Consider the following 21,042-nt stretch of genomic DNA (forward strand, 5'->3'; position numbering starts at 1 on the left):
GCGCCACCGTAGTGTGTTTACCAGCCCGTGTATCTCAACTGGAAGGAGTCGTCATGAGTATCACCAACACCGCATCCGCGCAGTGGAAGGGCAGTCTCAAGCAGGGCAAGGGCGTTGTGTCCACCAACAGCGACGCGCTCAGCGATGTTCCCTATGACTTCAAGCAGCGCTTCGAAGGCCAGGCCGGGACCAATCCGGAAGAGCTGATCGGTGCGGCCCACGCCAGCTGCTATTCCATGGCACTGTCGATGATTCTGGGCGAGTCCGACCTTGAAGCCGACAGCATCGACACCAGCGCCGAGGTGACCCTCGATGAGGTCGACGGTGGCTTCGCCGTGACCAAGGTGCATCTGACCACTCGCGCCAGCATCCCCGGCGCCGACGAGTCGGTGTTCCAGGAGGCCGCCGAGAAGGCCAAGGCCGGCTGCCCGATCTCCAAGCTGTTGAACGCCGAGATCAGCCTGGACGCCAAGCTGGCCTGATCCGGCCGGGTCGCGTCAGCGACGTCGTTGCCACGATGTTGTTGCCACATGGAAAAGCCCGCCGATTGGCGGGCTTTTTCGCGCAGCTGCATTGACCCTCGAAGGCTCGTGCTCAGGAGGCGCTTTGCGTGGGACGTTCGGCGCGGGGTTCCGGTGGCACCTGGCGCTCGGCGTGGGGCTTTCTCGCCGCGTCGACCAGAGCGCGGATGAGTCGTTGCTGGGGGCGATTGAAGATCAGGAATTCCGGGTGCCACTGAACCCCCAGCAGGAAGTCGTGCTCACGGGACTCGATCCCCTGAACCAGGCCGTCCCGGTCACGTGCCACGATATCGACACCGCGACCGGTGTGTTCCACCGCCTGGTGATGAAGGCTGTTGATGCGACACCAGCTGACCCGCAGCAGCTGATGTAGTCGGCTACCCTCGACGATGTCAACGGTCTTGCGTGGCAGCACGGTGCGCCGGCGCTTGAGCCCTTCGTGGGTGGTGTAGATGTCGCTGTCCAGGGTGCCACCCAGGTGGACGTTGATCAGTTGCGAGCCGCGGCAGATACCGAGTACCGGTGTATTGCGCGGGATCTCGCGGGCCAGCAGCTCGAGTTCCAGTTCGTCACGTTCTGGATCGACGCGCACGTCGAGCTGCATCTCGCCGCCGTACAGATGCGCCTGGATGTCATCACCTCCGCCGACGATCAGGCCATCGAGCCGGTCCGGTCGTGGCCGCGACGGCGATAGCCTGAGCGGTTTGCCTCCATGGCGCCACACCGCGAACCAGTCGAAGCACCAGGCCAGCAGGCTCTTGTGGTCGGAGGTGGAAATACCGATCACCGGGCGTTCAGCCATCCTTGGAGTCTCCCTTGAGCTTGTGCTTTATCTTTTGCCACAGCGAGCTGTCGAGGTGACGGGCTCGATACTCCGCCATACGCTCATGCAAGGTCTCGGGCGCGCAGGCCAGGCGTTCGACCTCGAGCCAGCGGTTCCATTCGGTCACCGCGCCCCAGTCGGCTTCGGAAAGCTGAGCGTTGGGCAGACGGTAGTGAAAGGTGGGTCGCGGCTGGACAAGTTCCTTGCGAAACAGCTCGTGGGGATGGTCGGGCCTCAGGTGGGCGAACAACGGCAGCATGTCCAGATCGCGGTTGCGAGTGTCGTTGTCGGCCAGATAGTCATCGATCAACTGGTCGATATCGGGAGCATAGTCCTCGTCGAACAGCTTGAGGCAGTAGCGTTTGTGGAAGGGATTGGCGTGGGGCAGCACCTCCCGGGTGATATCGACCCGGATCTGTTCGCGCAGCCAGTCGGCGGACAGCAGGTAGGCGCGCAGATAGCGCAGGATGTCCTCGGCCTCGAGGCTCGGGAGCTCCGGATTCAGATGCAGACCGAAACCGTACATCAGGCTGGCCTCGGTGCCCTTGGCGCCGTGCTCGCGGAGTCCGTCGAACAGCGTGTCCAGCTTGTCGAGCTCATCCCAGGGGACCGGGGGGCAGACGACCTCCGTCGGCACCAGGCCGGTGACCATGTCGCCAAGCAGCTCGCGAGAGCGACGATCGAGGTCGCGGCGCATGCGATCCCAGTCGTCGCCGGGCGTCTTGGCCGCGTCCTCGGGGGATTCGGGGTGGACGTACTGAGAGTCCAGTTCGATCTTGAAGTCGCCCCACTGGGTGTCGCTGACCTTCATCCGGTGGGCGCTCTGGACCTCGATACGACCGTCGAACAGGGACTGGACCATCTCTGCAGTGGCCATGGGGTCCAGGCCGGCGAACTCGATTTCCACTCCCACCTTGCGGATGTCTCCGTCGGCGGTGGTGGGCTCGGGTGGCGCTTGAGCTTTCATGGCGGCATCCTGATAAGGCATTAGTGGGACGTTACTTCGCAGACTACCATAGGCGGTCACTTTTCATCGGCGGCGGCGCCGAGTCCTCACCGGCAGGGAGCACGAATGTTGCTGCATAGAAGTAAAATAGTTCACATATTTCAATGGTTTGTGCTTCTCTTTCTAATTGGGGCATGTATTTTGCCCGTTCAGGCGTCGGCCCAGGGCCTGGCGCTGGAGGCCCTGGCCGGGGGCGGTGAACAGGCCCCCCAGGAAGCTTCCTCCGAAGAGCTGCAGCGATCCCTGGATACCCTGATCCAGACGCTGGAAAGCGACCAGAGCCGTCAGGAGTTGCTCGATAGCCTCAGGTCACTGCGCGACGCGGGCCAGGCCGCAGCGGAAACCGGCACCGGTTCCCAGGGACTGCTGGGGGCGCTTGCCGACACCTTCACCGAGCTTGGCGAGCAGGCCGAAGGGGCCGGGTCGCCCATGGCCCAGTGGCGCGCCAAGCTGGCGGAGGGCTGGCGCGATATCAATGGCCTGATCGCCGACACCAGCCATAGCGAGCTGGCCCAGTTCGCCGTGGAGTTCAGCATCCTGCTGACGATCTGGGGTGGCATGGTGATCATCCTGGTGGCGCTGGGGCGTCTGATCGGATCCCGCCGGGGCTGGCCGATGGACCTGCCGAGAGAGCCCAAGGCGTGGCTGCTGGCGGCTCACTTTCTGCGCCGCATGCTGCCCTGGGCGCTGGCCTTTCTGGCGGTGCTGGGGGTGTCACAGCTGGTGCCCGGCAGCGCCGGGCGCACTGTCGTATCGGTGATCGCCTACGCCGCACTGTGCGGGCGCATCCTGTCGGTGGTGGTCGAGATCGTCATCTCGGTGTTCACCCGCGGGCATCGCTATACCGCGGTCAAGCTGCTGCAGCAGCGGGCTCTGCGTCCGCTGTTCGTCATCGGCGCACTGATCGCCCTCGGCGACGCCTTCAAGACCGAACGTCTGGTGGACCTACTGGGGGTCGACCTGTCCTCGCTAGCCTCGGTGCTGGCCAATATCCTGGCCGCGGTGCTGACCTTCCGCTTCATCGTTCGCTTCAAGCGGCCGATCAAGCATCTGATTCGCAACCGCACCTACACCATCCGCAGCGATTGCTCGAGTCCCACCGAGGTCACTCGGGTGATCGGTCGGCTGTGGCATATTCCCGCGTTGCTGCTGGTGGGGGCCTCGCTGGTGGCGATCTTCGTCACCGGAGGCGATGTCGGTACCGCACTGGCCCGTTCGATCATCAACGCCGCCCTGCTGGTGCTGACGCTGGTGGTTACCGCGCTGCTGCGCCGCCAGAACGAACGTCATGACCACAGCCGGGGTCGCCACCGCCACCACAGCGAGTATCGCCGCAGGCTCGAACGTTTCGCCTATACCCTGGGGCATGTGCTTGCCTGGCTGGTGTTCGCCGAGCTGTCGCTGCAGGTGTGGGGTGGCTCGCTGGTGGGCATCGGCCGCGAAGGGGTGGCCAGCGTGCGCATCGGCCAGGCGATCCTGGCGATCGCCTTTACCGTATTGCTGGCCTGGCTGGTGTGGATCTTCGCCGATACCGCCATCCAGCGGGCGCTGACCTCCTCGGCGCGCTCGCGCGGGCGCCGGGTCAACCAGGCACGGGCCCAGACCATCACCCCGATGATTCGCAACGTGATCTTCGCAGCCATCGTGATCATCGCCTCCATCGTCGGCCTGGCCAATCTGGGGGTCAACGTGACGCCGCTGCTGGCCGGTGCCGGGGTGATCGGTCTGGCCATCGGCTTCGGCGCCCAGACCCTGGTGCAGGACCTGATCACCGGCATCTTCATCCTGATCGAGGACTCCCTGGCGGTGGACGACTTCGTCGAGATCAACGGCCACATGGGCACGGTGGAAGGGTTGACGCTCAGGACCGTACGCCTGCGTGACCTGGACGGCATCGTGCATATCCTGACCTTCTCGCGTATCGACTCCATCCATAACATGTCGCGGCAGTTCGGCGTGGCGCTGATGAAGATCCGCATTCCCTTCGACATGAAGATCGACGACGCCACCACCCTGATGCAGGAGACCGCCCGGGATCTGCGCCAGGATCCGATCATGCGCCACCACATCTGGTCACCGCTGGAAATGCAGGGTATCGATCGTTTCGAGGATGGCTGCGCGATCCTGCGGATGCGCTTTCGCACCTCGCCGGAAATGCAGTGGGACGTGGCCCGTGCCTTCAACATGCTGCTCAAGCAGCGCATGGAGGAGATGGGCGTCGAACTGGGCGCGCCGCGCCTCAGCGTCAGCATGGAAGGCCGTGGCGGCGGGCGTCTCGATGGCACCACCAGCGAAGGCGAGGCCGACCACCAGGGGCGCGATGCCAGCGGGCGCGCCCGAGGCCAGGCCGGGGTGGCAGACCCCCACCATCAAACCAGTGCTACCGGCGCCTCGCCCGATCCGGGAACCTGATGGCGTTGTGCTGTACCCCGCATGCAATGCACTGAGGTGAGAAAAGTCGGGAAAGGCTGTCAGGAACTCGCGAGTGGCGACACCAAGCTAGCAAGTCGGGCGGCGGCAAGGTCTGGTACCAAGGCTCAGCGCCAAGGTCTGGTACCAAGGCTCAGCGCCAAGGTTGAACCTCCGGAACGCGCCGTCGCCTGCACCAACTGTTTCGGGTGTCGTCGACTCTTGAAGGGAGTGACGTCACCGACCACATCGTCAACGAGCGGTATCACCCACGAGGGAGTCGTCACCATGACCGTTGCCAAGGATCTCGCGCTTTACCATTTCGCCCACTGCCCGTTCTGCGCCTTTGTGCGCCGTGAACTCGACAAGCTCGGCGTCGAGGTGGATATCCGCGACGCGGGCGCCAACCCGGCGCACCGCAAGGCACTGAAGGAAGGCGGCGGCAAGATTCAGGTGCCGTGCCTGCTGATTACCAATGAAGACGGCAGCGAGACCTGGATGTACGAATCCATGGACATCGTCGCCTACCTGAAGAAGCGCTTCAGCAAGGGAAAGGTAGCCTGAAGCAAAGCGTCTGACGTCGTGGGACTCATGAACCCAAAGCGGCCTGAAGCAAGGGTGGCCTGAAGCAAGCGCGGCCACCACTTGGGACAAACGAGCCTTCGAATCGCGTGGCGTCACCGCCAGTCTCGCCACGCGAAAGACGCTACAGCACGTCTGATGGAACCGATCTCAGGCAAGTCCAGCAAGCCTTGTGGGCCACCAGTGGTGGCCTTTTTTGCGTCCGGCTGGCTGCGGCAGCTGCAGTCAACTGGCTCAGTTTTCCTTTGTCATATCGTCGGGGGGCGAGTCATCGGCGGGTGACACCAGGTGGATGATATTGCAGGGGCTGGTGATCCAGAACGAGTTGAATGCTTCCGGCAGGTGCTCGATCTCGTCGCAGCGCTGACAGCCACGCTGTTCGAGGTAGCTCGAGGCGGCCTGGATGTCGCTGGCAACGATCTGAAGCCAGATCTCCGCCTGGCTCAAGTGCGGCTCGCGATCCAGCCACAGCACCTTGTCGCCGAAGGCAAAGCGCGGCGTCTCCCGGTCACCGGGGGGCGTCAATTCCTCGAACTTCAGGATCTCGCGGTAGAAGGCAACGGTCGCCTCGTACTCGTGGGCGGGAATCTTCATGGCGATATTGTCGCCGGGAGAGAAGTCTGTGGTCATGGACCGTTACCTTGTTGTTTGAATTGAGGCGGGTACTTGGACGCAGGAGCTTGCGCCGTGATGGCCGCCACCCCGATGACCTGCACAGGGTGATGCAGCGCGGGTGACCCTCGTCCTGCCTCGCGGCCAAAGCGAACGTCACGTCTCGAGCGATTGTGGTGAGCCGGGCGGGGTCGCGCTGAACAGTATTGAGCATAGGCCGAATTGGCTCGGGCCGGTGCTGCCCGCTGGCGGTGACGCGTTCCGCTGTGTGGTGGCGAGTCGGCGAAAGTGCACCCTTGCCGAGTTTGGGTCATATTGATGTTGGTAAAACTTCGATCTGATGTATGCTGAAGCGTACAGGTGGGAATGTTGCTGGCGCCGTGCCAGCGAGTGAGCGCCGGGAGACCGCGATGGAGCTTCTCGAAAAGGACCGTGCAGCGGGTGGCGGGGTGATGGCGCAGATCGACCTGCCCCGCGAGGTGTACACCGATTCAGCCGCTTTTATCAGAACCGTCAGGCAAGGGCTGCCGGGAAGCGTGCTCAAACAGGCGATCGATGCACTGTCGGCCGACCGCGATCTCTTTGTACGACTGCTGGAGACGGACTCCGGCAATCTGCATCGCTTCTACAAGCGCAAGGCGCTGGGGCGTGCGCAAAGCGAAGAAGTGCTCGACACGCTGAAGTTGTTTGTCGAGGTAGGTGAGGTGTTCGCTGACGAAGCGGTCGGTCATCAATGGCTGCACGCCGAGGTACCCGCACTCGCCGGCTCGCGCCCGATCGAACTCCTGGATACCTTTGCTGGCCGTGAACTGGTACGACAGGTGCTGCGCAAGATCAGTCACGGCGACTTCAGTTGATGAGGCTGTACCGTATCGCTCCTGAGCGTTTTCTGACCAACCTGTCCGGGCGCGGTGCCAGCTATCACGATGGGGCGCGCTGGAATGACCCCGGCCATCCGGTGCTGTATTTCGGTACCAGTGCCTCCGTCGCCATGCTGGAAATGGGTAACTATATTCCAGACCCGCGCTTGGTCCCGAAGGATTTTCGCCTGGGCATCTATGACGTACAAAGCAGCGCCGTCGAGAAGGTCGGAGTCGATGAATTGCCTGATGGCTGGGACCTGTTTCCCCCTCCTGAACACACGCGGCGACTCGGTACCGCGTTCCTGTCGGCGGCCCGCAACTTGATACTGCTGGTGCCAAGTACCGCTGCTGCGGGCATTGATCAGGTGGCGGTGGTGAATCCGCTGCACCCGGACATGGACAACGTCTCGCTCATCGACATCCGGGCACGGATCTACAATCCGAGATTGTTTCAGGGCATCCAGTAGCGCTCCGGTTGCCGAGTCAGTTCGTTTGGCGCTCAGGCAGGTCTGCCAGGCAAATCGAGCCGATTCGGCAGCGCCAGAGCGGACAACTTCCAGGAAGTGAATTCGCTCGCCTAGCTGACGAAAGCGGAGTCCTTGCCCAGGTTTTCCGGCCCGAAGGAGTCCGGCAGCAACTCATCCATGGTGTAGCGCTTGAGCAGTTGGCCGTCCGCGTCCACCACCCGGATCAGGGTGTCGGGGGAGGAGAACTCGCGCAGGCGCTGACGGCAGTCACCGCAGGGGGTGCACAGGTGCTCGCCGGGACCGATGACGTAGACCTCCTTCAGCCGGGTCTCGCCGCTGGTGACCATGGCGGCGATGGCTGAGGCCTCGGCGCACAGCCCCTTGTAGTGGGCGACCTCGACGTTGGCGCCGACATAGCGGGCTCCCGAGTCGCTGATCAGCAGGGCGCCTACCGGATGGCTGGAGTAGGGCACGTAGGCGCGGCCGCGTACCTCGATCAGCGCCTTGACGATATCGGCGTCGACGGTCTCTGTCGTCCTTGGATCGCTCATCGGGTGGTCTCCTGGCGACTGGTTTGCTGGCGGTCGTCCTCGAGCACGGCCTCGAGGGCGATGGTCATCATCTCGTCGAAGCTGGTGGCGCGCTCGTCGCTGGAGAGACTGTCGCCGTTGACGATATGGTCCGATACCGTGCAGATGGTCAGGGCGCGGGCGCCGAATTCGGCGGCGACGCCATAGAGCCCGGCGGCCTCCATCTCGACGCCGACGATGTCGAACTTGCGCAGGCAGTCGATCAGCGCCGGGTCCGGGTGATAGAACAGGTCGGCAGAGAAGATGTTGCCGACCTTGACCGGGGTGCCCTGGGCGCCGGCGGCGTCCACGGCGGCACGGGTCAGGTCGAAATCGGCGATGGCGGCGAAGTCGAGGCCGCGAAAGCGCGAGCGGTTGACGCCGGAGTCGGTGCTGCCGCCGAGGCCGATGATCAGGTCACGTACCTTGACGTCGTCGCGCACGGCGCCGCAGGAACCCACGCGGATCAGCCGTCTGGCGCCGAATTCGGTGATCAGTTCCTTGGCGTAGATCGATACCGAGGGGATGCCCATGCCGTGGCCCATGACAGAGATCTCGCGTCCCTTGTAGCGGCCGGTGTAGCCGTACATGTTGCGCACCTCGTTGACCAGGCGCGCATCCTCGAGAAAGGTCTCGGCGATGTATCTGGCGCGCAGGGGATCGCCGGGCATCAGCACGGTGTCGGCGAAATCACCACGTTCGGCCTTGATGTGGGGGGTAGCCATCTAAGCTCCTCGTCTATCCAATGCTCGTTTGCGCTCGATAAAGCTTTCACCGTCGGCCATGGGGGCAAGACCGAAATAGCTCGCCAGGCTCTGGCCGATGTCGGCGAAGCTCTGCCTACGCCCCAGCGATCCGGCCGCAAGCCCGGCGCCACTGGCCAGTACCGGGATGAACTCGCGGGTGTGGTCGCTGCCTTGCCAGGTGGGGTCGCAGCCGTGGTCGGCGGTGATCACCAGCAGATCGTCGTCGGTCAGCCGTTCGAGCAGCGCCGGCAACTGTCGGTCGAAGGCTTCCAGCGCCGCCGCATAGCCGGAGACGTCGCGGCGATGGCCGTAGACCATGTCGAAGTCGACGAAGTTGGTCATGATCAGGCGCTGGGTGTCGCTCGCTACCGGTTCATCCATGGCCGCCAGGGTCGTTTCCATCAAAGCGTCATGGCCCGACGCCTTGATCAGACGACTGATGCCGCAGTGGGCATAGATGTCGGCGATCTTGCCGATCGCCACGACCTCGCCGCCGGCGTCGTGAAGCTTCGACAGCACCGTGGGCGAGGGCGGCTCGACGCTATAGTCGCGACGATTGCCGGTGCGCTGGAAGCTCGCGGCGTCGTCACCGACGAAGGGGCGCGCGATCACCCGACCGATATTGTAGGGCTCGAGCAGCCGCCGGGCGGTCTCGCACAATGACAGCAGGCGCTCAAGGCCGAAGCTGTCCTCATGGGCGGCGATCTGGAAGACGCTGTCGGCGGAGGTGTAGACGATGGGCTTGCCGCTGGCGCAGTGTTCTTCACCCAGACGGGCGATGATCTCGGTGCCTGAGGCGTGGCAGTTGCCCAGCACACCGGGTAGCGCCGCCTCCTCGATCAATGCCTCGAGCAGTTGCGGCGGAAAGCTCTGCTCCCTGTCCTCGAAGTACCCCCAGTCGAAGCGCACCGGGACCCCGGCGATTTCCCAGTGCCCGGACGGGGTGTCCTTGCCCGAGGACACCTCCATGGCGTGTGCGTAGGCGCCGTCGATCTCGCCTAGCTGGATGCCTGCGGCGCTGGCGCCGGTGGCCTCGCGGTGGGCGTGATAGAGCCCCAGGCGGGCCAGGTTGGGAAGTTGCAGCGGGCCGCGGCGGCCACGGTCGTCGGCCTGCCCGCGGGCACAGGCCTCGGCGATATGGCCCAGGGTATCGGCGCCGGCGTCGCCGAAGCGCTCGGCGTCGGGGGCAGCACCGATGCCGAAGGAATCCATCACCAGCACGATCGCGCGGCTCATGGTGTCTCTCCCGTTATCGAAGGATCGCACAAGGTCTCGTGCACCAGTGGCGGGGGCGTGCCCTCGTCGCCGAGGGTGAAGGCCTCACGTACTCGTGCCGCGAGTCTGTCGGCGTCCGCCTGGCTGGCGGCGTGAATGCGCGCCAGCGGGGTGTGACGGTCGACCGTCTGGCCGATGGCGGCGATGGCGTCCAGGCCGACACGATGGTCGATGGCGTCGCCGGCACGGCGGCGCCCGCCGCCCAGCTCGACCACCGCCATGCCCAGCGCCTTGACGTCCTGACGTGCCACCCGTCCCGGATGCTCGGCCAGGACGTCCTGGATCACCGGGGCCGGGGCGGGCAGGGCGCCTGCGTTTTCCAGCAGGTCGGTCGGTCCGCCAAGACCTGCCACCATGCGCTCGAAGCGCTCGGCCACGTCGCCGCTGGCCAGGCGTGCCTCGAGCTGGCGTTCGGCGTCCTCTTTGGACGTCGCCAGTCGGCCGGCCAGCAGCGCTTCCACCGCCAGGCGGCGGGTCAGCGTCAACAGCCGCGAATCGCGCCGCTCACCGCGCATGATCGCCAGGCACTCGCGTACCTCGATGGCGTTGCCGGCGCTTTCGGCCAGGGTCTGGTTCATGTCGCTGAGCACCGCCGTGGTCGGGGTGCCGGCACGTCGGGCGACGTCGGCGATGGTGGCTGCCAGGGTTCGGGTCTCGTCGTCGTTCGCCATGAAGGCGCCGTTGCCGATCTTGACGTCCATGACCAGGGCATCGAGGTTTTCGGCGAGCTTCTTGCCGAGGATCGAGGCAACGATCAGCGGCAACGAGGCGACGGTGGCGGTGACGTCGCGCACCGCGTAGAGGCGCTTGTCCGCCGGCGCCAGATCGCCGCTCTGTCCGACGATGGCCACACCGACGTCCTTGAGCAGGCGCTCGAAGGTGGTGCGCCGAGGCGTGACGTCATAGCCGGCGATGGCCTCGAGCTTGTCCAGGGTGCCGCCGGTGTGGCCCAGACCACGACCGGAGATCATCGGCACGTGGGCTCCGCAGGCGGCGAGCCAGGGGCCGAGGATCAGCGATACCGGGTCGCCCACGCCGCCGGTGGAATGCTTGTCGAGGATAGGCCCCGGCAGGTCAAGCTGCCGGTAGTCCAGCACGCTGCCGGAGTCCCGGGTCGCCTCGGTCAGCGCCACCGTCTCATCCAGCGTCATGCCGTTGAGATAGGTGGCCATGGCGAAGGCGCCGATCTGCTCCTGACCGGCGCTGTCATCGGCGATGGCCATCACGAATTGGCGGATGGCCTCGCTGGACAGCGCCTGGCCGTCACGCTTGGCGGCAAGAATATCCTGCAACAGCATCAGTAGCCTCCGGACTGGCCCCCGCCGTCGACACCGACACCGGCGGTCATCAGCAGGTTGTCGAGCAGGCCCGAGGCGCCGAAACGAAAGGTCTCGGGACGGGCCCAGTTGGCACCCATGATCTCGGCGGCAAGCTCCAGATAGACGGCGGCGTCCTCGACGCTGCGAACGCCCCCGGCGGCCTTGAAGCCGACCGGGCGGTCCGCGTCGCGGATGACTTCCAGCATCACTCGCGCGGCCTCGGGCGTCGCGTTGACGGCGACCTTGCCGGTGGACGTCTTGAGGAAGTCGGCACCACCGGCGATGGCCTGCTCGCTGGCCCGGCGGATCAGCTCGGCGTCCTTCAACTCGCCGGTTTCCAGGATCACCTTGAGGGTGCGGCCGCTGGCAGCGGCCTTGCACATCTCGACCAGTCCCTGGCCGATCTGATCATCGCCATTCATGAAGGCGCGATAGGGGAAGACCACGTCCACTTCGTCGGCACCGGAAGCCACCGCTTCGCGGGTAGCGCGGGCGGCTGCCATGACATCGTCTTCGCCGTGGGGGAAGTTGGTCACGGTGGCGATCTTGACCTGGCCGCTGAGGTTGTGGGCGGTGAGGGCGCGCCGCGCCGGCACCACGAACTGCGGATAGATGCACACCGCAGCAGTGTGGCCCAGCGGCGTCTTGGCCCGCTGGCACAGGGCCTCGACGACATGGTCGGTATCGTCATCGTTGAGGCTGGTCAGATCCATCAAGGACAGTGCCTGGCGAGCGATCACGGAGGGGTTGGTCGACTGGGAGGACATGGGAGGCTCCTGAAGTGGGACAGGCCGCCGCCTCGGGCGGCCGAAGATGTGAGGGCGGGCGCTGGATCCGCGACGTGGGATCAGGCGCCCAGGGTCATGAAGAAGCCGGCGATGCAGGCCGACATCAGGTTGGACAGGGTGCCGGCCAGTACCGCCTTGAGGCCATAGCGGGCGATGTCGTGACGACGGCTCGGGGCAATGCTGCCGAGCCCGCCGAGCAGGATGGCGATGGAGGACAGGTTGGCGAAGCCGCACAGCGCGAAGGACAGCACCGCGGCGGTATGGTCGCTCATCACCTCGCCGGTGGCGGCCACGAGCTGCTCGCCGTCGATATAGGGGGCCAGGTTGATGAAGGCGACGAACTCGTTGACCACCAGCTTCTGGCCGATGAAGGACCCGGCCAGGGTCGCCTCTTCCCAGGGAATGCCGAGCAGGAAGGCCAGCGGCGAGAACACCCAGCCCAGGATCAGCTCGAGACTGAGATCCTCGAACCCGACCCAACCACCGACGCCACCGAGGATACCGTTGAGCAGGGCGATCAAGCCGATGAAGGCCAGCAGCATGGCGCCCACGTTGGCCGCCAGCTTGAGGCCGGACGAGGCGCCACCGGCGGCGGCGTCAAGCACGTTGGCCGGCTTGTCCTCGTCCTCGATGACCTCGGAGACGCGGTCGGCCTTATCCGCCTCGGGATCGGTCTCCGGCATGATCAGCTTGGCGAACAGCAGGCCGCCGGGGGCCGCCATGAAGGAGGCGGCCACCAGGTATTCCATGGGGATGCCGAGTGCGGCGTAGCCGGCAAGCACCGAGCCCGCCACCGAGGCAAGGCCACCGCACATCACCGCAAATAGCTGGGAGGCGGTCATGCGGGCGATAAAGGGCCGCACGACCAGCGGCGCCTCGGTCTGGCCGACGAAGATATTGGCGGTGGCGGACAGCGACTCGGTGCGTGAGGTGCCGAGCAGCTTCTGCAGCGCGCCGCCGAGCAGGCGCACGACCCATTGCATGATGCCCAGGTAGTAGAGCACCGCCGTCAGCGACGAGAAGAAGATGATGACTGGCAGCACCTTGACCGCGAACACGAAGCCGACGCTGTCGGCGTTGGCCAGGCCGCCGAACAGGAAATCGATGCCGTCGTTGGCGTAGAGCACCACCTGGCTGACGGCGTCCGATACGGTCTTCAGGACCTTCTGGCCAAAGGGCACGTAAAGGACGAAGGCCCCGAGACCAGCCTGGATCAGGAAGGCGCCCCCCACGGTTCTCAGGCGAATGGCACGGCGGTTGTAGGAGAACGCGACGGCGATGGCGATCAGGGTGGCCATGCCGACCAGGCTCATCAGGAGTGTCATAGGTTCCTTCGCCTCATCAAAATATGAACGTTGAAGAATAGATCATCGCACTTCGGGCCTGGTCTGGCGTCCCGCATCGCGTTGATAGCGGGCAATTGCCTCGAACGGGGCGGAAATCTCTTATGCCGAATGGGGTATCAGAACAGGAATTATAGAGGTGATGGGGCATGGCGGCGGCTCGTGTCGAGTGATTGTTGTCGAGCGGAATTGGCCGGCACGGGCTGGGCCCATCCGTCAATGAGTGTATAGTAACACTTGATGTGAGAAAAATAACATTTGTGCAGTGGCGTTTTCTTACCTGCCCGGGCACTGGCTGAACCCGGTAGTTCAGGGCATGCTTATTGAAAAACGACGGCAGCAAGCCATGACCGTCGAGGCGCGGGGGAGAATCCATGAATCAGCGCAGTATTCAGCGACAGGAGCGCCTTTTGCAGGCGCTCGCCGGAGGCGGCAGCCTGAGGCTGGCGGACGCCGCCATCCTCTGCGGTGTGTCAGAGATGACTCTGAGGCGCGACGTGTCCACCAAGGACAGCCCTCTGATGCTGATGGGCGGGCATCTGGTTCGCCGCGACGACCCCCACTTCACGCCAGTCTACGACCTGGAAACTCAACAGGATCGCGGCGCCGATATCAAGGCGCGTCTGTGTCGCCGCGCCAGTGGCTACGTGGAAGACGGCGATACCCTGTTTATCGATTGCGGCACCACCCTGGTGCCGATGATCGCAGAACTGGCCAGCCGACGAGACCTGACGGTGGTGACCTACGCCCTGAACGTAGCCAATGCGGTCAGCCATTTCGATGGCATCCGACTGATCCTGCTGGGCGGCGTCTATCAGGGCGTCTCCCAGTCCTTCGATGGCGATGACATCGCCCGCCAGGTCCGGGGACTCGGCATCAATCGCGCCTTTCTCTCCGCCGCCGGGGTGCATGCCGCACGGGGCCTGAGCTGCTTTCACTTTCATGAAGTGGCGCCCAAGCAGGCCGCCATCGAAACCGCCGCCCAGCGGATCCTGGTATTCGACGACAGCAAGTGGGGCGTACTGCGTCCCGCCTTCTTTGGCGCCCTGATCGACGCCGATGTCATCATCACCCACGGCGAGGGTGCCGCAGGCCTGTCACGCACGCCGGAAGTGGCGTCTCGGCTGGTTCATCCCTGATTTCCCGGTTTCGGTTTCTTGCCCAGCGTGGATCCTTGGCTTGCGGATCCTTTTCTTGCGGATTCTTGGCTTGTGGATCCTTGTATTGCGGATCCTTGGCTTTTCAGTCACTGACGGCCTTACTCGATAGCGGTCCCCTGGGCGCACGGTTGCGCCTCTCGTTGTGGTCTGTCCCTTCTGCTCGAGCCTTCCCTTGGCCCCCTTGCTGATCTGGCCCTCGTCGCCGATTCGCTCTTTCATGACCAAGCCCTCCATGCTTTGGCCCTCCCTTATCTGTCCCTTCCTTATCTGACACTTCACGATCTGGCTCTCTCGGCATCGTCATCGCTTTCGTCCTGGCGTTGGGGCGATGGAGTCGGGGTAGATAGCGTCATGCGATAGCGCGGCGCGGCTTATCGTTCTTTTCCATCAGATCGCCTTTCCCATGGGGTGGGGTCCGGCCTCGCTGATACGGTTCCTGGTGGTGCTTGCTGGGTGTGGTGTTGGGTCGCAGGGCAGGTTCTGCTGGCCCAGGCAATTGGCCATTTGTGCACTGTTGCGACGCCTTGGTGCGACAGATCAAGGAAAGGTGCGACACCCCTGCGGCAAATCGTCGCTTCTCAAGTCTGGTCGCTCTGTCGACAATACGCCCCGGTCGCATTCCATCTACTTCTTTTGTTCAGGTGACGACGTCTTGTCGTGGTACCGAGGCAGGGTAGGGGATGCGAAATTTTGCGGGTCTAGTCCGTGGTTCGGCACATTTCATGCAACTTTTGCCAAAGGTGCATGCAATGTTCCACCTCAGCGGCCCCTGCACATCGCGCGAGCCTGAGCTCGTAATCTCTGGTATTCCGCCTCCAAGCCCTGACGAGGTTGCTACATGAGAAGAAAGTCGTACCTGCGCGTGCTCAGCGTTGTGCTGATGCTGGCGCTGCCCCTGTTGCTGGCGGGCTGCGAATCGGCGCTGCTCGACCCCAAGGGGGAGATCGGCCGTGAGCAGCGTACCTTGATCCTCACCGCCTTCGGTCTGATGCAGATCGTGGTGGTGCCGGTCATCGTGCTCACCCTGTGGTTTGCCTGGCGCTATCGCCGTGGCAACACCGATGCCACCTATTCACCCGACTGGGCCCATTCGACCAAGATCGAGGCCATCGTCTGGTTCATTCCCTGCGTCATCATCGTCTTCCTGGCGCTGTTGACCTGGTACACCTCCCACAGTCTCGACCCGCACCGCAGTCTCGAGGCCAAGGAAGGACAGAACGAGCCCATGGAAATCCAGGCCGTATCGCTGGACTGGAAGTGGCTGTTCATCTACCCGGAGCAGGGCATCGCCACGGTCAACGAACTGGCCTTCCCCGAGGACACTCCGGTGCGCTTCCGGGTGAGCTCCGGTTCGGTGATGAACTCTTTCTTCATTCCGCGCCTGGGTAGCCAGATCTACGCCATGGCCGGCATGGATAACGACGTTCACCTGATCGCCGAAGAGCAGGGCGTCTATCCGGGCCGCTCCACCAACTACAGCGGTGCAGGCTTCTCCGAGATGACCTTCGACGCCCACGTGGGTTCCGTCGAGGACTTCGAAGAGTGGGTGGAGAAGGTGCGTTCCTCGTCCGATACGCTGACCTTCCCCGAGGAGTACTACGATCTCGCCACGCCAAGCGAGGACAACGAGGTCCAGTACTTCTCCGAGATCACCCCGGCGCTCTATGAGCGCATCATCAAGAGCTTCCTGGCCGGCGGCAAGCATGCCGAGTTCGTCGAGACCTACGGCGGCGTGGTCAACGGGCACGGCGCAGGCGGCCATGGCGACGAGAGCGAGTCTCACGGCGAGTCCATGAGCGCAGAGGCAGCGGAGTAAATCATGTTTGGAAAACTGACGTTAGACTCGATTCCGATCCAGGAGCCCATCATCATGGTGGTGGCGATCGGTATCGCCCTGGGCGGGATCGCCGTGGTCGGCGGCCTGACCTACTTCAAGAAGTGGGGCTATCTGTGGCGCGAGTGGATCACCTCCGTCGACCACAAGAAGCTCGGTATCATGTACTTCCTGGTCGCGCTGGTGATGCTGATCCGTGGCTTCGCCGACGCCATCATGATGCGTACCCAGCAGGCCATGGCCTCGGCCGGAGCCGAGGGCTATCTACCGCCTGACCACTATGATCAGATCTTCACCGCCCACGGTGTGATCATGATCTTCTTTGTCGCCATGCCCATGGTCATCGGTCTGATGAACCTGGTGGTGCCGCTGCAGATCGGCGCGCGCGACGTGGCTTTCCCCTTCCTTAACAACTTGAGCTTCTGGCTGTTCGTTGCCGGTGTCATCCTGGTCAACGTCTCGCTGGTGGTCGGTGAGTTCGCCGCGACCGGCTGGCTGGCCTACGCGCCACTATCGGGGATAGAGTACAGTCCCGGCGTCGGGGTGGATTACTGGATATGGGCGTTGCAGATATCTGGCATCGGTACGACCCTGACCGGTATCAACTTCTTCGTCACCATCCTGAAGATGCGCACCAAGGGCATGACCCTGTTCCGTATGCCCATCTTCACCTGGACGTCGCTGTGCGCCAACGTGCTGATCATCGCGTCCTTCCCGATTCTGACCGCGACCATCGCGATGCTGACGCTGGATCGTTACCTGGGGACTCACTTCTTCACCAACGATTTTGGCGGCAACATGATGATGTACGTCAACCTCATCTGGGCCTGGGGCCATCCTGAGGTGTACATCCTTATCCTGCCGGCATTCGGGGTGTTCTCCGAGGTCATCGCGACCTTCGCTCGCAAGCGGCTGTTCGGCTACGGCACCATGGTGTGGGCGACCATCGCCATCACCTTCCTGTCGTTCATCGTCTGGCTGCACCACTTCTTCACCATGGGGGCCGGGGCCAACGTCAATGCCTTCTTCGGCATCATGACGATGATCATCGCCATCCCCACCGGGGTGAAGGTATTCAACTGGCTGTTCACCATGTACCGCGGTCGTCTGGAGTTCACCTCTCCGGTGCTGTGGACCATCGGCTTCATCATCACCTTTACCCTGGGTGGCATGACCGGTGTGATGCTGGCGGTACCGGCGGCCAACTTCGTGCTGCACAACAGCCTGTTCGTCATCGCCCACTTCCACAACGTCATCATCGGCGGCGTGGTGTTCGGCATGCTGGCGGGTCTGACCTACTGGTTCCCGAAGGCCTTCGGCTTCACCCTCGACGAGAAGTGGGGCAAGCGCTCCTTCTGGTTCTGGCTGACCGGCTTCTACGTGGCCTTCATGCCGCTGTACGTTCTCAGCTTCTTCGGTGCCGTGCGTCGCATGCAGTCCTATGACAACGGCGCCTGGCAGCCGTGGATGATCATCGCCTGGATCGGCGCCGTGCTGATTCTGTGTGGTATCGCCTGCACCGTGATCCAGTTCTACGTCAGTATCCGTGATCGCAAGAAGAACCAGGACGTCACCGGCGATCCCTGGGATGCGCGTACCCTGGAGTGGGCGACCTCGTCTCCCGCACCGTTCTACAACTTCGCGCATCTGCCCGAGATCAAGGACATCGACGACTTCTGGAACCAGAAGCAGGCCAACGGCGGCAAGGCCGGCGTGTCCAAGGGACCGTACAAGGACATTCACATGCCCAAGTACACCTGGGAAGGTCCGGTGATCGGTCTGATCTCCGCGGTCTTCGGCTTCGCCCTGGTGTGGCATATCTGGTGGCTTGCCATCGTGACCGCACTGGGCATGTTTGCCACCTTCATCGCGCGTATCTTCAACGATGACGTCGACTACTACGTGCCGGCCGCGGAAGTCGAGCGTATCGAGCGCGAACACCAGAACCGTGTGGAGATGCAGGCATAACCATGGCAACCGACACCCTCAACCAGCAAGGTCATGCCCACGGGCATGACCATGATCACGACCACGACCATCATGATGCCGCGGGCACCAAGGTCTTCGGTTTCTGGGTCTATCTGATGAGCGACCTGGTGATCTTCGGGTCACTGTTCGCCACCTACGCCGTGCTCCTTCGGGGCACGGCCGATGGTCCGACCCCGGGCGAGATCTTCCAGCTCCCGTTCATCCTGGTCGGGACCTTCCTGCTGCTGTTCTCGAGTTTCACCTACGGCATGGCGGTGCTCGCCATGAACGCCAATCAGGCATCCAAGGTGATGAAGTGGCTCGGGATCACCTTCCTGCTGGGCGCGGCCTTCGTGGCGCTGGAACTCTATGAGTTCCGTCACCTGATCCATGAGGGCTTTGGTCCGGATCGTTCAGGCTTCCTGTCGGCCTTCTTCCTGCTGGTCGGTACCCACGGTCTGCACGTGACCGCCGGTCTGATCTGGATCCTGGTGATGATGATCCAGGTGAAGCAGCGTGGTCTCGACGATATGGTGCGTCCGCGCATCATGTGTCTGAGCCTGTTCTGGCACTTCCTGGACATCGTCTGGATCTGCGTCTTCTCCTTCGTCTACCTGATGGGAGCCCTGTGATATGAGCGGACACGCCAACGACCATCACAGCCATGGCAGCGTCAAGTCCTATGTGATCGGCCTGATCCTGTCCATCGTGCTGACCGTCATTCCCTTCGGGGCGGTGATGACCGGCGCCTTCGACACCTTCGCGACGTTGATCGTGATCGTCGGTACCGCGGTGGCTCAGGTGCTGGTGCAGCTCGTGCTGTTCATGCACATGAACACCAAGGCCGATGAAGGCTGGAACTTCATGTCCTTCGTCTTCACCGTGGCGATCTTGGTTCTGGTCATCGGAGGTTCCCTATGGATCATGTACCACCTGCATCGCAACATGATGATCGGCTGACGCCGACTCGCATGATGTTCAGGGACACTCTCAGGGACTACCTCACCATCACCAAGCCGGGCATCATCGGCGGCAACGTGATCTCTGTTCTGGGCGGCTACTTCCTGGCCGCCCAGGGCCAGTTCGATGCCGTGGTGTTCCTGTCGGCGCTGTTGGGTCTGGCCCTGGTAATCGCCTCGGGCTGCGCCTACAACAACGTCATCGACAAGGACATCGATGCCTTGATGGAGCGCACCCGCAACCGCCCGCTGGTGCAGGGGCGGGTCAGCGAAGCGGCGACACTTCGGTTTGCCACCCTGCTGGGCATCGCCGGCTTCGGTCTGCTGGCGCTGGGGACCAATGCGTTGACGGTGGGTCTGGCGGCCTTCGGCTTCGTCATCTATGTAGGGGCCTACAGCCTCTACATGAAGCGCAATTCCGAGTTCGGCACTCTGGTCGGCAGCCTCTCCGGGGCAGTGCCGCCGGTGGTGGGCTATTGCGCGGTGACCGGCAGCTTCGATACCGGCGCCTTGACCCTGCTGGTGATCTTCAGCCTGTGGCAGATGCCGCACTCCTACGCGATCGCGATCTTTCGCATGGAAGATTACCGCGCCGCCAACATTCCGGTGCTGCCGGTGGTTCGCGGTATCGGTACGGCCAAGCACCATATCCTGGGCTATATCCTGGCCTTTATCGGTGCGACGCTGTCGCTGAGTCTGGCCGGCTACGCTGGACCCGGTTACTTCATCGTTGCCCTGGTGCTGGGCGTCTACTGGCTGTATATCGCGGCCAAGGGCTACCGTACCGACGACAACGTGCGTTGGGCGCGACAGGTATTCGGCATCTCGATCCTCACCATCACGGCGCTGAGCCTGATGATGTCACTGGACGCGACGCTGATGCCAAGCACGCCGATGTGGACCTCCATGTCCTGATCGGGTGGCGCTGAAACCGAAACCCCGCATCTTCACCGATGCGGGGTTTTTTTTGTGTTTATCAGTCGTATGGGTGAAGCGTGACTAGAGGTCAAGTGTTGTACAGGACTTGTATAGTATGTACGGTAACGTTGGTAGCGAAGCGAAAAATCGCTTCTATACTGCAAGTTAAGGACAACGGAGTCGCGGGCGCCGAGTGCCGGTCTCGGGACTTACTTCAGCGGTAGCAGGAGGGAGTCAGTATGCTGACACACGTCTGGGGATTGATGGCCCACCCGAATCGCGAATGGAAGCAGATCAAGCAGGAAAGGGAGACGATAACGCACCTGTACGCGCATCACGTGTTGTTGCTGGCCGCCATACCGGTGATCTGCTCGTACATCGGTACCACCCAGGTCGGCTGGAGTCTCGGCGGCGGCACGACCATCAAGCTCAGTTATCTAGACGCCCTGGGGGCGGGGATCGCCTTCTATCTGGTGATCCTGGCGGCGGTCTACATCGTCGGCAAGACCATCCGTTACTCGGCCAAACGCTTTCCCAAGACACCCAGCCAGAGCCAGTGCATCATCTTTGCCGGCTATGTGGCGACCCCGATGTTCCTGAGCGGCATCGTGGCGATCTACCCGATCATCTGGCTGTGCCTGCTGGCCGGCGTTATCGGCCTCTGTTACACCGCCTACCTGCTGTATCTGGGCATTCCCTCCTTTCTCGATATCAGCGAAAAGGAAGGCTTCGTCGTCTCCAGCACCACCCTTGCGGTGGGGGTACTGGTGCTCGAAGGACTGCTCGGCATGACCGTCCTGCTGTGGGGCTACGGAGAGCGCATCATTCTGTCGCTGCTGGGGTGATTAGAGGGTGACTAGAGGTCGGCTAAAGAGTGACA

At 63.2% G+C, this 21,042-nt stretch carries 21 protein-coding genes; 12 read left to right on the forward strand and 9 right to left on the reverse strand.

Annotated elements, in window-relative coordinates; translation table 11 throughout:
* The first annotated feature begins 53 nt into the window (after positions 1 to 53).
* A complete protein-coding gene (locus RBB39_RS06125; RefSeq protein ID WP_045991908.1) occupies positions 54 to 482 on the forward strand; it encodes an OsmC family protein in 429 nt (142 codons plus the stop codon).
* 112 nt (positions 483 to 594) lie between these two features.
* Here RBB39_RS06125 and RBB39_RS06130 read toward each other — a convergent pair whose 3' ends face one another.
* Together RBB39_RS06130 and RBB39_RS06135 are read right to left on the reverse strand one after the other, a co-directional pair.
* On the reverse strand, positions 595 to 1,323 hold the full coding sequence (locus RBB39_RS06130) for a gamma-glutamyl-gamma-aminobutyrate hydrolase family protein (RefSeq protein ID WP_045991909.1): 729 nt from the start codon (positions 1,321 to 1,323) through the stop codon (positions 595 to 597).
* Positions 1,316 to 2,311 carry an amidoligase family protein gene (locus RBB39_RS06135; protein ID WP_045991910.1) on the reverse strand — a complete coding sequence of 332 codons (996 nt, stop codon included), beginning with the start codon at positions 2,309 to 2,311 and terminating at the stop codon, positions 1,316 to 1,318. The genes RBB39_RS06130 and RBB39_RS06135 overlap by 8 nt, the downstream gene beginning before the upstream one ends.
* Positions 2,312 to 2,416: 105 nt before the next feature.
* Here RBB39_RS06135 and RBB39_RS06140 point away from each other — a divergent pair, with 105 nt between their 5' ends.
* Together RBB39_RS06140 and RBB39_RS06145 are read left to right on the forward strand one after the other, a co-directional pair.
* Positions 2,417 to 4,762, forward strand: coding sequence for a mechanosensitive ion channel family protein (locus tag RBB39_RS06140; RefSeq protein WP_045991911.1), 2,346 nt, complete (start codon positions 2,417 to 2,419; stop codon positions 4,760 to 4,762).
* A 285-nt stretch (positions 4,763 to 5,047) separates the two neighbouring features.
* Entirely contained in the window at positions 5,048 to 5,323 is a 276-nt protein-coding gene (locus RBB39_RS06145; protein ID WP_052704282.1) for a glutaredoxin domain-containing protein, read from the forward strand.
* 252 nt (positions 5,324 to 5,575) lie between these two features.
* On the opposite strand, the gene RBB39_RS06150 is transcribed toward RBB39_RS06145, so the two are convergent.
* Complete coding sequence (locus tag RBB39_RS06150; RefSeq protein ID WP_045991912.1) at positions 5,576 to 5,971, reverse strand: VOC family protein; 396 nt, start codon at positions 5,969 to 5,971, stop codon at positions 5,576 to 5,578.
* A 392-nt stretch (positions 5,972 to 6,363) separates the two neighbouring features.
* Here RBB39_RS06150 and RBB39_RS06155 point away from each other — a divergent pair, with 392 nt between their 5' ends.
* Together RBB39_RS06155 and RBB39_RS06160 are read left to right on the forward strand one after the other, a co-directional pair.
* Entirely contained in the window at positions 6,364 to 6,810 is a 447-nt protein-coding gene (locus RBB39_RS06155) for an antitoxin Xre/MbcA/ParS toxin-binding domain-containing protein (RefSeq protein WP_045991913.1), read from the forward strand.
* Complete coding sequence (locus RBB39_RS06160; RefSeq protein WP_045991914.1) at positions 6,810 to 7,283, forward strand: RES family NAD+ phosphorylase; 474 nt, start codon at positions 6,810 to 6,812, stop codon at positions 7,281 to 7,283. Before RBB39_RS06155 ends, RBB39_RS06160 begins: the two co-directional genes overlap by 1 nt.
* Before the next feature lie 110 nt (positions 7,284 to 7,393).
* Here RBB39_RS06160 and cdd read toward each other — a convergent pair whose 3' ends face one another.
* From cdd to RBB39_RS06190, 6 genes are all read right to left on the reverse strand, one after another.
* Complete coding sequence (gene cdd, locus RBB39_RS06165) at positions 7,394 to 7,834, reverse strand: cytidine deaminase (RefSeq protein WP_045991915.1); 441 nt, start codon at positions 7,832 to 7,834, stop codon at positions 7,394 to 7,396.
* Positions 7,831 to 8,577: a purine-nucleoside phosphorylase gene (gene deoD / locus RBB39_RS06170; protein ID WP_045991916.1), complete on the reverse strand. Its 747-nt coding sequence runs from the start codon at positions 8,575 to 8,577 to the stop codon at positions 7,831 to 7,833. The genes cdd and deoD overlap by 4 nt, the downstream gene beginning before the upstream one ends.
* Positions 8,578 to 9,834, reverse strand: coding sequence for a phosphopentomutase (locus tag RBB39_RS06175; protein ID WP_124802476.1), 1,257 nt, complete (start codon positions 9,832 to 9,834; stop codon positions 8,578 to 8,580). It abuts the gene before it with no gap.
* Positions 9,831 to 11,171 carry a thymidine phosphorylase gene (gene deoA, locus RBB39_RS06180; RefSeq protein WP_045991918.1) on the reverse strand — a complete coding sequence of 447 codons (1,341 nt, stop codon included), beginning with the start codon at positions 11,169 to 11,171 and terminating at the stop codon, positions 9,831 to 9,833. Before deoA ends, RBB39_RS06175 begins: the two co-directional genes overlap by 4 nt.
* Positions 11,171 to 11,959, reverse strand: coding sequence for a deoxyribose-phosphate aldolase (gene deoC, locus RBB39_RS06185; protein ID WP_045991919.1), 789 nt, complete (start codon positions 11,957 to 11,959; stop codon positions 11,171 to 11,173). The genes deoA and deoC overlap by 1 nt, the downstream gene beginning before the upstream one ends.
* 80 nt (positions 11,960 to 12,039) lie before the next feature.
* Positions 12,040 to 13,305: a NupC/NupG family nucleoside CNT transporter gene (locus RBB39_RS06190; RefSeq protein ID WP_045991920.1), complete on the reverse strand. Its 1,266-nt coding sequence runs from the start codon at positions 13,303 to 13,305 to the stop codon at positions 12,040 to 12,042.
* A gap of 392 nt (positions 13,306 to 13,697) precedes the next feature.
* On the opposite strand from RBB39_RS06190, the gene RBB39_RS06195 reads away from it, so the two are divergent.
* The 7 genes from RBB39_RS06195 to RBB39_RS06225 all read left to right on the forward strand — a co-directional run bounded on the left by RBB39_RS06195 (position 13,698) and on the right by RBB39_RS06225 (position 21,007).
* Positions 13,698 to 14,462: a DeoR/GlpR family DNA-binding transcription regulator gene (locus RBB39_RS06195; protein ID WP_045991921.1), complete on the forward strand. Its 765-nt coding sequence runs from the start codon at positions 13,698 to 13,700 to the stop codon at positions 14,460 to 14,462.
* A gap of 859 nt (positions 14,463 to 15,321) precedes the next feature.
* Complete coding sequence (gene cyoA / locus RBB39_RS06200; protein WP_045991922.1) at positions 15,322 to 16,299, forward strand: ubiquinol oxidase subunit II; 978 nt, start codon at positions 15,322 to 15,324, stop codon at positions 16,297 to 16,299.
* Positions 16,300 to 16,302: 3 nt separating this feature from the next.
* Positions 16,303 to 18,285: a cytochrome o ubiquinol oxidase subunit I gene (cyoB, locus tag RBB39_RS06205; RefSeq protein WP_045991923.1), complete on the forward strand. Its 1,983-nt coding sequence runs from the start codon at positions 16,303 to 16,305 to the stop codon at positions 18,283 to 18,285.
* Positions 18,286 to 18,287: 2 nt separating this feature from the next.
* Positions 18,288 to 18,917, forward strand: coding sequence for a cytochrome o ubiquinol oxidase subunit III (locus RBB39_RS06210; protein WP_045991924.1), 630 nt, complete (start codon positions 18,288 to 18,290; stop codon positions 18,915 to 18,917).
* A 1-nt stretch (position 18,918) separates the two neighbouring features.
* Positions 18,919 to 19,245 (forward strand): cytochrome o ubiquinol oxidase subunit IV, encoded by a 327-nt coding sequence (gene cyoD, locus RBB39_RS06215; RefSeq protein WP_045991965.1) that lies wholly within the window; start codon positions 18,919 to 18,921, stop codon positions 19,243 to 19,245.
* A gap of 14 nt (positions 19,246 to 19,259) precedes the next feature.
* On the forward strand, positions 19,260 to 20,159 hold the full coding sequence (gene cyoE, locus RBB39_RS06220) for a heme o synthase (protein WP_231498497.1): 900 nt from the start codon (positions 19,260 to 19,262) through the stop codon (positions 20,157 to 20,159).
* Between the two features lie 242 nt (positions 20,160 to 20,401).
* Positions 20,402 to 21,007: a Yip1 family protein gene (locus RBB39_RS06225; protein WP_083970270.1), complete on the forward strand. Its 606-nt coding sequence runs from the start codon at positions 20,402 to 20,404 to the stop codon at positions 21,005 to 21,007.
* Positions 21,008 to 21,042 lie beyond the last annotated feature (35 nt).

It is taken from the genome of Halomonas sp. MMSF_3323 (assembly GCF_030733595.1).
GTDB classification, from domain to species: Bacteria; Pseudomonadota; Gammaproteobacteria; order Pseudomonadales; family Halomonadaceae; genus Halomonas; species Halomonas litopenaei.

Coding starts and splice junctions, on each gene's coding strand:
- cyoD (WP_045991965.1), top strand. CDS start 18,919: ATGAGCGGACACGCCAACGACCATCACAGCCATGGCAGCGTCAAGTCC.
- deoD (WP_045991916.1), bottom strand. CDS start 8,577: ATGGCTACCCCCCACATCAAGGCCGAACGTGGTGATTTCGCCGACACC.
- cyoA (WP_045991922.1), top strand. CDS start 15,322: ATGAGAAGAAAGTCGTACCTGCGCGTGCTCAGCGTTGTGCTGATGCTG.
- RBB39_RS06175 (WP_124802476.1), bottom strand. CDS start 9,834: ATGAGCCGCGCGATCGTGCTGGTGATGGATTCCTTCGGCATCGGTGCT.
- deoC (WP_045991919.1), bottom strand. CDS start 11,959: ATGTCCTCCCAGTCGACCAACCCCTCCGTGATCGCTCGCCAGGCACTG.
- RBB39_RS06210 (WP_045991924.1), top strand. CDS start 18,288: ATGGCAACCGACACCCTCAACCAGCAAGGTCATGCCCACGGGCATGAC.
- cyoE (WP_231498497.1), top strand. CDS start 19,260: ATGTTCAGGGACACTCTCAGGGACTACCTCACCATCACCAAGCCGGGC.
- RBB39_RS06225 (WP_083970270.1), top strand. CDS start 20,402: ATGCTGACACACGTCTGGGGATTGATGGCCCACCCGAATCGCGAATGG.
- RBB39_RS06195 (WP_045991921.1), top strand. CDS start 13,698: ATGAATCAGCGCAGTATTCAGCGACAGGAGCGCCTTTTGCAGGCGCTC.
- deoA (WP_045991918.1), bottom strand. CDS start 11,171: ATGCTGTTGCAGGATATTCTTGCCGCCAAGCGTGACGGCCAGGCGCTG.
- RBB39_RS06155 (WP_045991913.1), top strand. CDS start 6,364: ATGGAGCTTCTCGAAAAGGACCGTGCAGCGGGTGGCGGGGTGATGGCG.
- cdd (WP_045991915.1), bottom strand. CDS start 7,834: ATGAGCGATCCAAGGACGACAGAGACCGTCGACGCCGATATCGTCAAG.
- RBB39_RS06125 (WP_045991908.1), top strand. CDS start 54: ATGAGTATCACCAACACCGCATCCGCGCAGTGGAAGGGCAGTCTCAAG.
- RBB39_RS06145 (WP_052704282.1), top strand. CDS start 5,048: ATGACCGTTGCCAAGGATCTCGCGCTTTACCATTTCGCCCACTGCCCG.
- cyoB (WP_045991923.1), top strand. CDS start 16,303: ATGTTTGGAAAACTGACGTTAGACTCGATTCCGATCCAGGAGCCCATC.
- RBB39_RS06190 (WP_045991920.1), bottom strand. CDS start 13,305: ATGACACTCCTGATGAGCCTGGTCGGCATGGCCACCCTGATCGCCATC.
- RBB39_RS06150 (WP_045991912.1), bottom strand. CDS start 5,971: ATGACCACAGACTTCTCTCCCGGCGACAATATCGCCATGAAGATTCCC.
- RBB39_RS06130 (WP_045991909.1), bottom strand. CDS start 1,323: ATGGCTGAACGCCCGGTGATCGGTATTTCCACCTCCGACCACAAGAGC.
- RBB39_RS06140 (WP_045991911.1), top strand. CDS start 2,417: ATGTTGCTGCATAGAAGTAAAATAGTTCACATATTTCAATGGTTTGTG.
- RBB39_RS06160 (WP_045991914.1), top strand. CDS start 6,810: ATGAGGCTGTACCGTATCGCTCCTGAGCGTTTTCTGACCAACCTGTCC.
- RBB39_RS06135 (WP_045991910.1), bottom strand. CDS start 2,311: ATGAAAGCTCAAGCGCCACCCGAGCCCACCACCGCCGACGGAGACATC.